General features: G+C 31.3%; 20 protein-coding genes, 1 pseudogene and 1 riboswitch. Of the genes and pseudogenes, 2 read left to right on the forward strand and 19 right to left on the reverse strand.

Going from position 1 to position 15,721, the window contains the following annotated elements; genetic code table 11:
- Nucleotides 1-104: 104 nt before the first annotated feature.
- Nucleotides 105-941, reverse strand: coding sequence for an aldo/keto reductase (locus ER639_RS06550; protein WP_129064970.1), 837 nt, complete (start codon nucleotides 939-941; stop codon nucleotides 105-107).
- Nucleotides 942-1,080: 139 nt separating this feature from the next.
- Nucleotides 1,081-1,983 carry a nuclease-related domain-containing protein gene (locus tag ER639_RS06555; RefSeq protein ID WP_129064971.1) on the reverse strand — a complete coding sequence of 301 codons (903 nt, stop codon included), beginning with the start codon at nucleotides 1,981-1,983 and terminating at the stop codon, nucleotides 1,081-1,083.
- A gap of 240 nt (nucleotides 1,984-2,223) precedes the next feature.
- On the opposite strand from ER639_RS06555, the gene ER639_RS06560 reads away from it, so the two are divergent.
- The gene (locus tag ER639_RS06560) at nucleotides 2,224-2,541 is read left to right on the forward strand and encodes a hypothetical protein (RefSeq protein ID WP_129064972.1); all 318 of its coding nucleotides are present in this window, start codon (nucleotides 2,224-2,226) and stop codon (nucleotides 2,539-2,541) included.
- A 53-nt stretch (nucleotides 2,542-2,594) separates the two neighbouring features.
- Here ER639_RS06560 and metK read toward each other — a convergent pair whose 3' ends face one another.
- Nucleotides 2,595-3,785: a methionine adenosyltransferase gene (gene metK, locus ER639_RS06565; protein ID WP_129064973.1), complete on the reverse strand. Its 1,191-nt coding sequence runs from the start codon at nucleotides 3,783-3,785 to the stop codon at nucleotides 2,595-2,597.
- Between the two features lie 90 nt (nucleotides 3,786-3,875).
- A riboswitch (SAM riboswitch) is annotated at nucleotides 3,876-3,985 on the reverse strand.
- Nucleotides 3,986-4,173: 188 nt separating this feature from the next.
- Between metK and pckA the strand changes: the two genes are divergently transcribed.
- On the forward strand, nucleotides 4,174-5,763 hold the full coding sequence (gene pckA, locus ER639_RS06570) for a phosphoenolpyruvate carboxykinase (ATP) (RefSeq protein ID WP_129064974.1): 1,590 nt from the start codon (nucleotides 4,174-4,176) through the stop codon (nucleotides 5,761-5,763).
- Nucleotides 5,764-5,802: 39 nt separating this feature from the next.
- Here pckA and ER639_RS06575 read toward each other — a convergent pair whose 3' ends face one another.
- The 16 genes and pseudogenes from ER639_RS06575 to ER639_RS12520 all read right to left on the reverse strand — a co-directional run bounded on the left by ER639_RS06575 (nucleotide 5,803) and on the right by ER639_RS12520 (nucleotide 15,629).
- Entirely contained in the window at nucleotides 5,803-6,075 is a 273-nt protein-coding gene (locus tag ER639_RS06575) for a hypothetical protein (protein ID WP_129064975.1), read from the reverse strand.
- Entirely contained in the window at nucleotides 6,044-6,397 is a 354-nt protein-coding gene (locus ER639_RS06580) for a hypothetical protein (protein ID WP_129064976.1), read from the reverse strand. The genes ER639_RS06575 and ER639_RS06580 overlap by 32 nt, the downstream gene beginning before the upstream one ends.
- Nucleotides 6,394-7,809, reverse strand: a complete 1,416-nt coding sequence (locus ER639_RS06585) for an alpha/beta hydrolase family protein (protein WP_129064977.1) — start codon at nucleotides 7,807-7,809, stop codon at nucleotides 6,394-6,396. Before ER639_RS06585 ends, ER639_RS06580 begins: the two co-directional genes overlap by 4 nt.
- A 2-nt stretch (nucleotides 7,810-7,811) precedes the next feature.
- Complete coding sequence (locus ER639_RS06590; RefSeq protein ID WP_129064978.1) at nucleotides 7,812-8,630, reverse strand: tandem-type lipoprotein; 819 nt, start codon at nucleotides 8,628-8,630, stop codon at nucleotides 7,812-7,814.
- A gap of 78 nt (nucleotides 8,631-8,708) precedes the next feature.
- Entirely contained in the window at nucleotides 8,709-9,023 is a 315-nt protein-coding gene (locus tag ER639_RS06595) for a hypothetical protein (protein ID WP_129064979.1), read from the reverse strand.
- Nucleotides 9,004-9,840, reverse strand: coding sequence for a Csa1 family protein (locus ER639_RS06600; protein WP_129064980.1), 837 nt, complete (start codon nucleotides 9,838-9,840; stop codon nucleotides 9,004-9,006). The genes ER639_RS06595 and ER639_RS06600 overlap by 20 nt, the downstream gene beginning before the upstream one ends.
- A 179-nt stretch (nucleotides 9,841-10,019) precedes the next feature.
- Nucleotides 10,020-10,172, reverse strand: coding sequence for a hypothetical protein (locus tag ER639_RS12250; protein ID WP_164993376.1), 153 nt, complete (start codon nucleotides 10,170-10,172; stop codon nucleotides 10,020-10,022).
- Between the two features lie 75 nt (nucleotides 10,173-10,247).
- A complete protein-coding gene (locus tag ER639_RS06605; protein ID WP_129064981.1) occupies nucleotides 10,248-11,000 on the reverse strand; it encodes a tandem-type lipoprotein in 753 nt (250 codons plus the stop codon).
- Between the two features lie 181 nt (nucleotides 11,001-11,181).
- A pseudogene (locus ER639_RS06610) lies at nucleotides 11,182-11,910 on the reverse strand (tandem-type lipoprotein).
- Between the two features lie 89 nt (nucleotides 11,911-11,999).
- On the reverse strand, nucleotides 12,000-12,698 hold the full coding sequence (locus tag ER639_RS06620) for a hypothetical protein (protein ID WP_129064984.1): 699 nt from the start codon (nucleotides 12,696-12,698) through the stop codon (nucleotides 12,000-12,002).
- Nucleotides 12,699-13,105: 407 nt separating this feature from the next.
- Nucleotides 13,106-13,516, reverse strand: coding sequence for a hypothetical protein (locus ER639_RS06625; protein WP_129064985.1), 411 nt, complete (start codon nucleotides 13,514-13,516; stop codon nucleotides 13,106-13,108).
- 227 nt (nucleotides 13,517-13,743) lie between these two features.
- Nucleotides 13,744-14,115 (reverse strand): immunity protein YezG family protein, encoded by a 372-nt coding sequence (locus ER639_RS06630; protein ID WP_129064986.1) that lies wholly within the window; start codon nucleotides 14,113-14,115, stop codon nucleotides 13,744-13,746.
- 81 nt (nucleotides 14,116-14,196) lie between these two features.
- Nucleotides 14,197-14,541, reverse strand: coding sequence for a DNA/RNA non-specific endonuclease (locus ER639_RS12415; protein WP_368665663.1), 345 nt, complete (start codon nucleotides 14,539-14,541; stop codon nucleotides 14,197-14,199).
- A 168-nt stretch (nucleotides 14,542-14,709) separates the two neighbouring features.
- Complete coding sequence (locus ER639_RS06640; RefSeq protein WP_129064987.1) at nucleotides 14,710-15,207, reverse strand: immunity protein YezG family protein; 498 nt, start codon at nucleotides 15,205-15,207, stop codon at nucleotides 14,710-14,712.
- Complete coding sequence (locus ER639_RS06645; RefSeq protein WP_129064988.1) at nucleotides 15,191-15,490, reverse strand: DNA/RNA non-specific endonuclease; 300 nt, start codon at nucleotides 15,488-15,490, stop codon at nucleotides 15,191-15,193. Before ER639_RS06645 ends, ER639_RS06640 begins: the two co-directional genes overlap by 17 nt.
- The gene (locus ER639_RS12520; RefSeq protein WP_129064989.1) at nucleotides 15,441-15,629 is read right to left on the reverse strand and encodes a hypothetical protein; all 189 of its coding nucleotides are present in this window, start codon (nucleotides 15,627-15,629) and stop codon (nucleotides 15,441-15,443) included. Before ER639_RS12520 ends, ER639_RS06645 begins: the two co-directional genes overlap by 50 nt.
- Between the last annotated feature and the right edge of the window lie 92 nt (nucleotides 15,630-15,721).

Raw genomic sequence — 15,721 nt, forward strand, 5'->3', positions numbered from 1 at the left:
TAACGAATACTAGCTACTCAGCAGCATTTTCGACTATTTTTATGCCCCACTGGTTAGTATTTAACAAATACTAGCTACTCGGCAGTATATCAAAATATATCTAACTACTTCCCATCAAATTCAGTTGGGTCTGGTCCGATTCTTCGTTCTTCATTTAATGCATTAATTACTTCGATATCTTCTTTTGTTAATTCAAAGTCAAATACTTCAATGTTTTCTTCAATACGTGATGCGGTTACTGATTTAGGAATGACCACGACATCTGTATCGATATTCCATCGAATAATAATTTGTGCTGGTGATTTTTTATATTTATTTGCAATATCAATGATTGTATCGTTTTTCAAGATTTCTCCATTCATTAGTGGTGACCATGATTCCATGACGATATCTTGATTTTTTAAGTACGCTTTTAATGATTGTTGTGTTAATACTGGATGATATTCTACTTGGTTAATAACTGGTTTTACTTTAGCTACTTTTAATAATGCTTCTAATTGTGCTTCTGTAAAGTTACTTACACCGATATTTTTAATTTTTCCTGCTTCGTATAATTTTTCTAATGCTTGCCATGTTTCGATGAATAGCGCTTCATCAGTTCCTGGCCAATGCATTAAATATAAGTCTAAGTAATCGAGTTGTAATTTCTCTAATGTTGTTAAATACGCTTTTTCTACGTTTTCTTTACCATAGTCTGTTAACCATAACTTTGATGTAATGAATAAATCTTCACGTTGTAATCCTGTTGATGCTAATCCTTCTTTAATCCCTTGACCTACTGATGATTCGTTATCATAAATCATCGCCGTATCTATTGAACGGTAGCCCACTTCAATTGCATGTTTAACTGATTGTACAAGTGTTTCTCCGTCACTTACTCTAAATGTACCTAATCCTAACATCGGCATTTGATTGCCATTATTAAATGTGATTTGTTTCATCGTTTTTGCTCCTTTATACATTGAGTTTTCAATTATATTGTAAGCTTCTATAATTTATTCGCCAACAAATGTGCCTGATTATGTTGATTTGTTGCCTAAAAAAACATCCCTACCTATGTTGGTAGAGATGTTAATTGCATTATGGATTTAAATCTTCTAATTTTTCACGAATTGCTTCTAATTCTTCTACTTTGTATTGGAATCTGCCATGGAAGACAAATTTTTCGAAGAAGTGTTCTAATTCATATTTACCTACTGAAATTTTAACGGTTTGATCAGTCGCAAAATTAGACACATGGTCATTACTATACCCTTCTCCATCAAAATACATAATTGGTGTTACTGGATAAGGTAAGTTTAATTCTTGTTGTAATCGAATTGCACGTTCTTTTAATTGAACAAATGCTTTATCAATTAATCTAAATTGAGCATTACCGTCATTATTTTCTAAAATAAATGAATGCTCATCTTGTGGATCTAACTTTAATACTTCAAATAAACTTTCAAACATCGGTTCACGTGCAAATTCATGATGATTAATGCCGTGGAAAATATGGCCTGTAAAGTAATTTGAATCAATTAAATAAATACCTGTTCTTGTCATGACTAAGTGATCTAATTTGTCTGTTGCTTTAATCGTTTGGCCTGGTAAATAGATGTTAGCCATAATTAACATATCTTCATAACGAATACGTTGTTCTTGCACTAAACGATTTCTAAATTGAATTAATGCTAAATCCGTTAAATATTCACCTTTATCTTTTGAATAAAGCTTTAAAGATTCAATATGTGCATCTTTATCACTTATTTTTCTTTCGTATTGCTCTTTTTGTTCAGCAAGTTCTTTTTTGTATGCAATACGATTTTTTTCATCTTGTGATTCAAAATCTGTTTTTAATTGATTTTTTGATGTTTCAAAATCATTTTGTGATTTTGTTAACGCAGTTTTCTTACTTTTAATTGCCAGTATCCACATTAATAAGAAAATTAAAGCAAGTACTGCCAATCCAATGATAATGTACATTGTTGTGTTCATTTCCATATCTTCACCTCTTTTAATTCTTTCTATATTTTAACGCATTTTGAGATGAAAGAACATTTAAAACGTGTTTTAAATTCGTTAAGTTTAAATAACATTAATGCAATTTACATTTTATTATCACTTTTTACACAAATTAACGAAATTTAACGTTAAATTCTTAAGTAGTTAACAATAATTTGTAATGATGATATTAACCCAAAAACATTGGGGGACTTAATATAATCTTGGAGGTAATATGAAATGGTAAACTTAAAAAAATTCGTTTTAGTTGGTTCTTTTGCTTCTGCTTTATTATTAGGTGCATGTGGTGAGGGATCAAAAGATTCAAAATCAGAAGACAAAGCGACAACTGAGGAAACTACTGAGGACAAAGCTGCTGAAGATAAAACAACTGAGGAGTCTACTGAAGAAGAAACTACTGAAGAAGAAACTACTGAAGACAAAGCTGCTGAAGACACTTCATCTGAAGAAGATAAATCATCAGAAGATACATCTTCAGAAGAGGAAACTACTGAAGAAGAAACTACTGAAGAAGAAACAACTGAAGAATCTAAATAATACAAGAAAAGTGACTAGCAATTTGCTAGTCACTTCTTTTTTGTATTCATTTATTAAGCTAAGTTTGCTTTTAAAGTATCTACACGGTCAGTTGCTTCCCATGGTAAGTCAACATCTGTACGACCGAAGTGGCCGTATGCCGCTGTTTGTTTGTAAATTGGACGACGTAAGTCTAACATTTTGATGATTCCTGCTGGACGTAAATCAAATGTTTTACGAACTGCTTCTACTAATTGTTGTTCAGTGTATTCTGATGTACCATAAGTTTCAACTGAAATTGATACAGGTTGAGCAACACCAATAGCGTACGCTAATTGTACTTCACATTTATCTGCAAGACCTGCTGCTACGATGTTTTTCGCAACGTAACGTGCTGCATAAGCACCACTACGGTCTACTTTAGTTGCATCTTTACCACTGAATGCACCACCACCGTGACGTGCATATCCACCGTAAGTATCTACGATGATTTTACGACCTGTTAAACCAGCATCCCCTTGAGGTCCACCGATAACAAATCGACCAGTTGGGTTAATGAAGTATTTTGTATCTTCATCAATTAAAGCAGGATCTACTACAGGTTTAATGACATGTTCTTTAATGTCTGATTGAATTTGTTCTAATTCAATTTTCTCATGGTGTTGACTTGAAATAACGATTGTATCGATACGTTTAGGTTTACCTGCTTCATCGTATTCAACTGTTACTTGTGTTTTACCATCTGGACGTAAGTAATCTAATGTACCATTCTTACGTACTTCTGTTAAACGACGTGCAAGTTCATGTGATAATGAAATTGGTAATGGCATTAAGCTTTCTGTTTCGTTACAAGCAAATCCAAACATTAAACCTTGGTCACCAGCACCGATTGATTCGATTTCTGAATCTGATAATTCTCCACGGTCTTCTAATGCGCGGTCAACACCTTGCGCGATATCAGGTGATTGCTCATCAATTGCAGTTAATACAGCCATTGTTTGGAAGTCATAACCGAATTTTGCACGAGTATAACCGATTTCTTTAACTGTTTCACGAACTACTTTTGGAATATCTACATATGTAGAAGTTGTAATTTCACCGGCGATTAAAGCCATACCTGTTGTTACTGAAGTCTCACAAGCAACACGTGCTTTTGGGTCTCCTTTTAAGATTTCATCTAAAATCGCATCTGAAATTTGGTCAGCGATTTTATCTGGGTGTCCTTCTGTTACTGATTCAGAAGTAAATAATTTACGATCTGTCATGTTAATTCTCCTTAGTTTTATTAACGGTTCTCATATAAAAAAGCCTTCTCAATTGAGTGAGAAGGCTTAAAATCCATCAAGTCCATTTCACTCTTATCGTTCAGTTTCCACTGCAAACGGTTTTGGCACCTTTCTTATATAAAATAAGAAGGTTGCTGGGCTTCATAGGGTCCATGTCCCTCCACCACTCTGGATAAGAGAATCCGCAAGTAAGATAATACTAAACTTTAAGTTCACTGTCAATACGTTTCACTTTCATGACTAATATTCAGAATAATTTTGAATTTTATTTATCCTTATAAACATTATAGACAGATATTTGATATGTGTTATACTAGTGCATGAAACTGCTTACATTAGCAGAAAATATTAACTTGGGGGATCTGTTATGAGTGAACAAATCTTTAATAAATTACAGGACTTGTTGAAATCAGACAAAGTATTAAATCAATTATCTAGAACACAATTAGTTAATGAAATCTTATCAAACCGTGAAGGTGTATTAACTGAATCAGGTGCAGTAAGAACTGAAACTGGTAAATATACAGGGCGTTCACCTAAAGACAAATTTATCGTTGAAGAAGCAGAAACGAAAGATGCAATTGACTGGGGTACAGTTAACCAACCTATTTCTGAAGACATCTTCTTAAAATTATTAGACCGCGTATTAGACTACCTAGGCACAAAAGAAAAAGTATATGAATTTAATGGATATGCAGGTGCAGACTCTGCAACACAATTAAAATTACGTGTCATTAACGAACTTGCTTGGCATAACTTATTCGCTAGAACAATGTTTATCCGTCCAGAAACATATAATGAAGGGATTTTAATTGATCCAGACTTCACGATCATTTCAGCACCACATTTTAAAGCAGATCCTAAAATTGATGGTACAAAATCTGAAACGTTCATTATTACAAGTTTCAAACATAAAATCATTTTAATCGGTGGTACGGAATACGCTGGTGAAATGAAAAAAGGTATCTTCGGTGTAATGAACTACTTATTACCTACTCAAGGTGTAATGAGCATGCACTGTTCAGCAAACGTTGGAGAAAACAAAGACGTTGCATTATTCTTCGGATTATCAGGTACTGGAAAAACAACATTATCAGCAGACCCACACCGTAAATTAATCGGTGATGATGAGCATGGTTGGAATGATAACGGTGTCTTCAATATTGAAGGTGGATGTTACGCAAAAACAATCGACTTAACACGTGAGAAAGAACCACAAATCTTTGATGCAATCCGTTACGGTGCAATCTTAGAAAACGTTAAAGTGGATGAAAAAGGATTCCCTGATTATACTGATAAATCATTAACAGAAAATACACGTGCTGCATATCCAATTGAAAATATTGATAACATTGTATTACCATCAATCGCTGGTCATGCAAAAACAATCATTTTCTTAACAGCAGATGCATTTGGTGTATTACCTCCAATCTCTAAATTAACGAAAGAACAAGCGATGTATCACTTCTTAAGTGGATTTACATCAAAATTAGCAGGTACTGAACGTGGTGTTACAAGCCCACAACCAGTATTCTCAACATGTTTCGGTTCACCATTCTTACCATTACATGCAACAGTTTATGCAAATATGTTAGGTGACTTAATCGACAAACACGGTTCAGACGTATACTTAGTAAACACTGGATGGACTGGTGGTGAATACGGTGTTGGTAGCCGTATGAGCTTAACACATACGCGTTCAATGATTCGTCGTGCAATCTCTGGTGAGTTAAAAACAGTTGAGTACACAACAGATCCAATCTTCGGATTACACGTACCTAACTCTGTACCAGGTGTGCCAAAAGATATCTTAATGCCACGTAACGCATGGGTATCAGGTGAAGCATATGATGAAAAAGCACATGATTTAGCACTTAAATTCCAAAATAACTTCAAACAATTCGGTGAAAAATCAGCGGATATCGAAGCTAAAGGTGGATTTACTTTTAGAGGATAATCTAAATAAAACACACTAACAAATTGGTTAGTGTGTTTTTTATATTTTTTCATTAAAAATAGTTTCTAAATCACGAATCATCTTATTACAATCATTTAATGCATTTTCAACCCAATGACCATTATTTTCAATTTCAAATCTGTCCGTAAAAGCATTAATTTTTGTTGTTAAACTTTCTAATTGCTGTGTCTCAAATGTATGAATACTTTCCACCACCTGATGATAACTTTCAATTTGTGGTGGCACTAATACATAAGAAATAATATTACTCTCCACTGCTTTAGCTTGTAAATTTAGTGTCTTTAAGTTCATACTCACCCTCCAATATTTCATGATATCTTCTGTTATAATATTTTAAGAATGATTCTCTTTCATCTTCTATTTCATATATTTTTCTATCAATAATCGACTTCACTTCATCTAAATATGAACTTAAATAACCATCAAGTCGATGATTAAAATTTATGTTTATGTGATGTCTATTTCTAATATATTGAAGTTTATCAAAAACAATAGATTGATGTTTCTTTGTATCATCTAAAGTATGCTGACATGATTCTAATTGTCTTTCAATCTCATTAATTATATTATCTTTTTCTTCTTCTAACTGTTCAAGCAATGATTCTTTATTCATCGTAAACCCTCTCCAAACTGTCGAGATAATTCATTATCTTTTTCATCAATAATTTTCACACTATTTAACATCTTTTCTAACAATACCGAACACTTATGATTGAATGCATTTAATTGTTCAAGTCTATGTTCAATTTTGCGAATGGGTTCATTTTTTACAAGTTGTTTGGTAAAACCAACTCTTGATAATGCATCCATTGTTTCACTGTACGTTAGATGATCTCCTATAAATACAGCATTCGAAGAAGTACTTTCCCAAAGCGTTACAAATTTTTCATAATAATTTTCATATTGATTCTTCATATCTTGAATTGTAGTATCAATATCATGTTTAAGTTGTAAAATTTCAAAAATTGATGATACCTTATCAATAGATAACTTTTTACTACTCGATTGATTAATAAATTGCTCAACTATTTTTAGTTGAGGAAATTCTTTCATATAATTCGCTAGCAATAAACCGACTTTAGCTTCTGAAAAATGAAATGATTTTTTGTGAACTTCATTATAATTCGTTAATTCATCGCGAATGATAGCCTGTTCTCCTTTACCTAAAAACCAGGCCATGCTATGATCCTTCTCGTTATAAATTATCTTTTTATCGTTTACTGTTTTTGTTTTAGTTAAATCGTTTACCGAATTGAGTAAATCACGACTTGATACAAACCAAGTAATTTTACCTTTATAGTTTTTCTTATCATTTAAAATCATATTCATATGATGTTTATCTTTGAAATATGTAACGAGTGGGATTTTATTAGCTACTTCATAAAGAAATGTCATTCGATCTTTAAGACCAATCATATTATTCCCAGGTAAAAAAGAATGTGGTCTTTTAGTAACAATATCTAACTGATTTACACTTGGTATTACTGGAATAGTCACATAATGAGCATATTTATGATACAAAGGTGCTGAATTATAAACAACGATATTATCAACTTGATACTTCATTCCTAACACAGCAGCATCATGCCCACCTTTTGAGTGTCCTGTAAATGTTGAAATCGTATAGTCTTGATCGATACTTTTTATAAATTCATCCGTTCCTTTATAATAGCTATGATGACCACTTATTACTTCAAATCCGATTTCAATATCTGTTATTACATCCTTCGAACCATGTATATTCCCTGTATCTAGATTCGTCCCTGCAAATCCAATGATTACCTTTCCTGTATCTTCATCCAAAAAAGCGCATCCACTCATACCAGATTTTTCATCCAAATATGCGTCGATGAAAGTGAGGTTTTTGGGGAATTTGTTTTTATCTTGTTTTTCTAATATTTGTGAATGAATTTTATCATTGTCCATCCCTTTATTAATTCCATTTTCAATTTGATAAGCAATACTTGAAACAGTACTAGTTTCTTCAGAAAACGCATTAATTTTATCATCAAATTCTAATTTCATATTTATTCCTCCGATTTAGATGGTTGAAATAGAATTGATTCAGTAAAAAAAGATTGTCCTCCGTCTTCTATTGGGTATTCAATTTCTATATTTAATTCACTAAGACTTGTTCCCTTTAAATCTCCTGTTTTTTCAATTCTTAAAACAGCATTTTCTTTTGATAATTTATAATTATTCTGTAACCATTTATTGATGTTGTTATCTTTAGGTAATAAATAATCAATTGTATAAAGAGGCAATTCTTCATTGTGACTTGAATTAAGTTTTTTATAATCACTTAAGCTATCAAAAGGTTCTACTTCAACTAAAAATTGAAATTCATTTAAAAAATCTTTTATTTCCTCAGGTGCATTTTCTGATAATGATAATTGATTATTTTTCATATTTATTTTATATTCTTTTATGTTACGCTTATTTACACTATTTTGCAGTTCTTTTAGTATCACTTTTCCTTTTGTAATATTTGTATTTTTATTAATATAAAGTACAATTCCTTTAGAAATTAATGGTGCATTTTCATCCTTTTTATGATATATATTTGAAGTTAACACCCACGTCCCTTTATCACTCTTATCAAACTCACCATCTCTGAATCCTTCCATATCGTAGAAATCTTCTAAACTTTTCACTGGATAAACCGACAAATGTTTTTCAAACGCTTTTTCAACTTTTTTATCTAATGCTGTTTTCTTCTGAGGTTTTTGATTTAATTCCCTTTGTACTCGATTTTCTTTCTCAATATGCTGACTCTCATTTGAACATCCCGTTCCTATCATCATTACCGTCGCTCCTATCATCAACAATTTTTTATATTGCTTCATACTGCACCTCTTTCTTTAAAATATTTCGCATATTATTTATATTTCCCTTCATAAATAATATGGGAAACATTTTAATTATTATTTTTCATCATCCTTCACACCATATATATTCCCTGTATCTAGATTCGTCACAGTAAATCCTACAATTTCTTTACCTGTCTCCTCATCTATGAACGCAACTGCGCTCATACCTGTCGCTTCGTCTAGGTGCGCGTCGATGAAAGTGAGGTTTTTAGGGAATTTCTTTTCATCTTTTAAATCATTCAAATAATCATAAATTTTCCTTGTACTATTTCCGCTATATAGTGCATTTTCTAAAGGATATGAAATACTAGATACTGTACTAGTAGATTCAGTACCATCATTAATATCTTTATCTATTTGTATCTCCATAATTATCCTCCTTTGACGGTTGAAAACCTACACTTTCTCTAAAGTATTGTACTTCTCCTTGTCTACCTTTGTATGTTACTTCAAAATAGAAATTACTCAAACTCGAATCATTTAATTGTCCTGTATTTTCGATATTTAAGATAGCATCTTGTTTCATTACCTTATATTTATTTTGTATCCATTTGTTGATTTCATTATCTTGTTTTAATAAGTAATTGATTGAGTACATTGGAAGATTTGAATTGTGCCGTGAACTCACCTTCGGCAGTTCTTTAAGTGAACCAAAAGATTTTTCTTCAACTAAAAATTTGAAATCTTTAAGAAATTGATCAACCTCTTTTGGTGCATCATCAATGAGTTCTATTTTATTATTTTTATAAATGATTCTATATTCGTTTTCTACATTTTCATTAAAGTCCTTATAAATTTTTCTTATTACATTTTTACCAGTAGCTTCATTAGTATTTTTATTAAAAAATAAATATATATTGTTAGAAATCAGTGGGGCGTTTTCATCTTTTTGTTTTGCAATTTTAGAACTTAACACCCACGTCCCTTTGTCATCCTTATCAAACTCTTCATCTCGAAAGCCTTCCATGTCATAAAAGTCATCTAAGTTGTTCACAGGATAGATTTTCAAATGCTCTTCGAATGACTTTTCAACTTTTTTATCTAATTCTGTTTTCTTCTGAGGTTTTTGGTTTAATTCCCTTTGTACTCGATTTTCTCGCTCATTATGCGTATTGTCATTTGAACATCCCGTTCCTATCATCAATACCGTAGATCCTATCATCAACAATTTTTTGTAACGCTTCATACTACACCTCTTTCTTTAAAATATTTCGCATATTATTTATATTTCCCTTCATAAATAATATGGGAAACATTTTAATGATTATTTTTAGCATCATCCTTCGCAATATGTATATTCCCTGTATCTAGTTTTGTCCCTGAAAATCCAATGATTACCTTTCATGTCTCTTCATCCAAAAAAGCTCATCCACTCATACCAGACTTTTCATCCAAATATGCGTCGAAGAAAGTGAGGTTTTTAGGGAATTTGTTGGCTTCTGATTTCTTATTTAATATTTGTTTAATGTGTTTTCTACTTATGCTCTGATAAACTGAATCTTCAATAGAATAACTCACTGAAGCCACTGTACTCGTTTTCTCACTATTACCATTGATTTTTTTATCTAAATACAATATTGTATTTATGATTTTCTACCTCTCAGTTGGTTGGTAAGTAATGCTCTCACTAAAATATTGTTCTTTTTCTTTTGGTTTACTATATCTAATTTCAAAAAAGAAGTCCCCAGTACTGCTCCCTTTTAAATTTCCAGTTCCTTCTAAATAAAGCGTTGCGTCTTTTTCTGAAATATTATATTGTTTTTGTACCCATTTATTTATTTCATTATTTTTATCTAAGTTATACTCAGAAGTATATAATGGCACATTTGAAGTATATGTGGTGTTAATTTTTTTATACTTATTTAAATCGTTAAATTTTTCATCTTGAACGAGAAATCTAAAGTTTTCAACAAATTGCTTTACATCATTATTTGCTTTATCTGCTAAATAGATTTGGTTATTCTTCATTTCGATTTTATAAGTTATTTTTTCATCTTTACCAAACTCCTCATAGAACTTTGTATAACTATAATAACCCTTCCCCATATTATTATTTCTGTCTAAATATAGTACAATACCTTGAGTAATGAGTGGCCCATCTTCTTCTGATTGATTGGAAATACTTGAATTTAGCACCCACATTCCTTTATCATCCTTTTCAAACTCACCATCTCTAAACCCTTCCATATCGTAGAAATCTTCTAAACTTTTTACCGGATAAATCGATAAATGCTTCTCAAATGCTTGTTCTACTTTTTGATCTGTTGTAAGTGCCATATTTGAACATCCCGTTCCTATCATCATTACTGTAGCTCCTATCATCAACAATTTTTTATAACGCTTCATATTGCACCTCTTTCTTTAAAATATTTCGCATATTATTTATATTTTCCTTCATAAATAATATGTGAAACATTTTAATGATTATTATTCAGCATCATGCCCACCTTTTGAATGACCAGTAAAAGTATCTATTTCATATCGTTTATCAATCTTTTTTATATTGTTATCGATATCTATCATAAATTTACTCCTCCATTGATGGTTGAAATTCTACTGACTCACTATAATATTTATGATTTTTATTGTTTGGGTTATATGAAATTTCAAAATTAAAATCTCCAATAATACTCCCTTTCAATTCTCCAGATTTCTCAATATAAAGTTCTGCGTTTTTTTCATCAACTTCGAAATTTTTCTGTACCCATCTATTTAATCTATGTTGTTTAGGCAACTCATAAGTTTGAGTATATAAAGGCATTTCTTCATTGTAAGGTTCTTTAATTCTCTTCAGTTTTGACAAATCTCCGAATGATTCATATTGTACTAAAAATCTATAATTTTCTATTTGTTCTCTAATTTCTCTCGGCATATTTCCAATAGGAATTAATTTATTATTTTTCATTTCTACTGGATATTCTACTGATTGATTATCTTTTAAATCTGGAGTTATTTTATCAACTATATAATTTCCTTTTACCTTCTTATTATTACGATTTATAAATAAGACCAATACTCTAGAAACTAATGGTTCGTTCTTACTTGCTTTTTCTGAAAAATAAGAACTCACAACCCACGTTCATTTATCATCCTTTTCAAACTCACCATCCCTAAATCCTTCCATATCATAAAAGTCTTCCAAACTTTTCACCGGATAAATCGACAAATGTTTCTCAAACGCCTCTTCGACTTTTTGATCTTTTGTTATCACGATATTTGAACATCCTGTATTTAACATTATTAATGATATCACCATTAAGAATAATAACTTTTTATATTTATTTATAAGGCACCTCACTTGTATAATTAAATCGTTATACGCAATAGAATATTATTAAATACATTTTAATTCTTTCTCTTATTTCTTTTTTGACGCTTCTTGTATCTTTTTCTTTTCTTTTCACTTTGATTAATTGTAATCGGCTTTTTCTTTTCTTCACTAACTTCATCAGAGATTATTTCGCCTTCTTTAGGTACATAGTTTGATGCAAGGTGTCTTTTATTAAATAAATTTGAAAAATGCATATAGTTTCGTACGGACATTATTAAAAACATTAAATATGAAAAAGCAAAATATATCCCTGAATACTTTTGCAATCTTTCATCGACAATCGGTGCTCCTGATACATCATAGCCAAAATTAGACTGTGCCATATAGTAGGCTATAACTAACGAGATAATCACTAGTAATAAGAAAATATTCCAGTACAATTTTTTATAACTATATACCCATTTTATATAGAGCATACCTAACACAGCAAAATAGAGAATATTGATGCCCATGTATATAATATAAATTTTCATCAACCCGAATAAGTCTACAGCTGGATCTGTTGCACCAGTGCCTACTTTCCCCATCAATATTCCAAATAGACCGACCTGTAATGTTAATTGAGTAAAGGTTAAATCTAATATCATCTTTGGCCATGTAAATTTCATTTCATCACGAAACAATGGAATGCTAATACAAAATGTTTGGTGCAGAATCACTAATAAACACCAACTCAAAATAAAAATTAAATACGTTTTATGATAATCTGGCATATCGTTCCAACTAAATCCATTACCCCAAAAATCTAAAATATTACAAAAAATTAATATTAAGTACATTAGACTTAGTAAAGCTAATAAGCCATTTCTTTTAAACAACCAATAATAATCTTTGAAAGTGAAAATATACTCTTATGTTTTTTAGTCATCACACACCTCACCATTTCTTATAAAACATTTTTAACTATCAAATATCCTAAAATAAGCTGACAACGTTTCTGTTCTTAAAGTTCACTATTAATAATCAGGGCAATGAACAAATCTAGAAGGCTGTATAATGTAATATAATACGTAACTAAAATCTCGACGATATAGGCTTAATTGAGAATTTTAAAAACTATGTAATCCCACAAATAAATCTATAAATAAACAGAAATCAAATCAATTTTTCGTACCATTATTTACTTCTCGTTCTTATGTATTTTCTTCAATCCCCAGTATTGATTTCCTTTAAATGCGATTGGCATCATAATGATTAAAAATACCATCGTAACAATTCGTCTAAATTCATGAGGTACGCTAAACATTGTAATCATATAAGCAATTGCAACGAGGACAAGCGCTGCAATAATTAAATTAAAACCTTTCTGATCAAAAGGTTTCGCATCCTCACGTTTGATATCACGCTTTAATTCTTGTTCATCTTTATATTCCATTTTGTAGAAGAATGATAATGGTAAACAAATTACGAGATAGCCAATGATAAAGTACTTTGTATAATCAGGGACAAACACAGCGCTTAATAGAGTTACGATGAACAGCGCCATACATATGCTAATAATCATTTGGTTATTTTTATTCTTTAAATTCATAATTTAGACTCCTTTGTACATAAATTAAAATTTTTTGGTGTTTAATGCGTTTTACCAGATAGTATTTCAAATCAATATACACTTATATGACTAAATTACGTCGAAAAGCGTTAAATATATTTACTATTCTCTTTTTCTTTAAATTCCTTCATTTCTTCAAAAAATGCTTCATCCACATGCTTAAGTGGTAATTTCAAGTATTCATGTCTGAAATAATCCATTTTTTTTTACTCGTTATATTTACTATAATCCCAATCTGCATAATCAAACTCTATTGTCAATTTCATATTTTCATCTACATGTATAATTACATCTGACCATATCGGTTGATTATTTTCGCGAAATATTTGTTGGAGGTCTACTGCTAAATAGAATATCTTATCCCAATCTTTTCCATACTCCTCCATTGAATAACCTTCATAGATATCATACATATCATGACTATATATCCATTCTTTATCGATTCTATAGTAAAAAAATATACCTCCTTCTTTACCATTGATATCAGCGTTGACATAAAATTCGTCCCATTCTTCAGGTATCATTTCATTTATATATTCAATAATCTCAATAATTTTATTATTAATTAATTGTTCCATTTAATTACTCCCCGATTGGTATATTTTTTTGTAAAAATCATTTCCAATTGTGTATTTTACAATAAATTCATCTGGTCTCAATTAGTCACCACTATATACTGGTTCGATTTTAATTTGCACTTTTTTGGGCGGTGTTTCCTTTAACGCATCTGCCCAGTCCTTCTCCATGTCGTACCATTTACCATTAACCCTATTTATTTTGCTGTTCATCGGCACTAAGTTGTCCAAGTCACCACTACCACCGAACTGTGATGCGATTAAGTGTCCACCATCATCATCCTTCTTCCTGAACTCTCGTCCCACGACTCGCTGCATATAGGCCTTTCTCTTTGCTTTTTTCAGTACAAGTTCTGTCGCCTCGACATGTTTAATTCTACCAAATTCATCTGTACGATATAAATACCCTTCCGGTGTAATGAACTCAATATTAGGTTTAAGCTCTTTTCTTCAACGCCATCCCCTTACAATGTGCTCCTTCTTTTTATAGTCCACTCTTGTGATAAGATGTGCATCATCCTTTTTGATTATTCTCAAAATTTCATTCGAAAATAAAGCGATAAGCTTTATACTTATCGCTTAATTAATCTTGATCATTTACCTTTGCTTACTATTCTCTTTAATCTTAAATTCACGAATTTGTTGAACAACATCCATACCTACGTGTTTAGGTGGCTGATTCAAATATTCATCTCTAAAGTAATCCATGTACTCATAATCAACATACTCAGAATTATACCAATCTGAATAGTCAAATTCTGTTGTCAATTTCATATGCTCATCCACATGTAGGATAACTTTTGACCAGATGGGTTGATTATTTTCTCGGAAGATTTGTTGTAAGTCATTTCCTAATTCAAACAGTTCGAGCCAATCTCTTGTGTACTCTTCATCGGAATAACCACTAAAATCATCGCTTAAATCTGCTGAATATTGCCAAGAATTCAAATCATCTTCTGTATTATAGTAAAAAAAGATACCTCCTTCACCGTTATTAATATCTCCATTGATATAGAGTTCGTTCCATTCTTCTGGAATCATGTCATTTGCTTTTTCTACTATTTTTAAAATTTTATTATTAATTAATTGTTTCATATATACTCTCCTTATTTTCTATTACTTTGTCATATTTTTCATTCCCAATTTTATAATTAACAACAAACTTATCCGGTCTCAATGAATCACCACTATATACTGGTTCGATTTTAATTTGTACTTTCTTAGGAGGTTCTGCTTTCAGAGCCTTCGCCCAAGCTTCCTCAATTTTTCTCCATTCTCCATGGCGGTTTAAAGTTGAGTTCATCGGCACTAAGTTGTCCAAGTCACCACTACCACCGAACTGTGATGCGATTAAGTGTACATACCCCATCTTCATCATGTGCCCTAATGGCACCTCTTGCGCTCGTTATCGCATCATCAACTTTTTCAAAGTCCTCTGATGTCACGGCTTCAATGATGGATACCATTATACGAAGTTCTGATTCATAATCACTTGTTCTATAATAGATTGAACTCATCACACCATCTACCCTTCATATAGGAATAGCTTTACGATAAACAAGTGATAGGTTAAGATACCTACCACCTATTTAACCGGCTATCATATGTA

The organism is Macrococcus sp. DPC7161, from assembly GCF_004117835.1.
Classification (GTDB): domain Bacteria; phylum Bacillota; class Bacilli; order Staphylococcales; family Staphylococcaceae; genus SDSC01.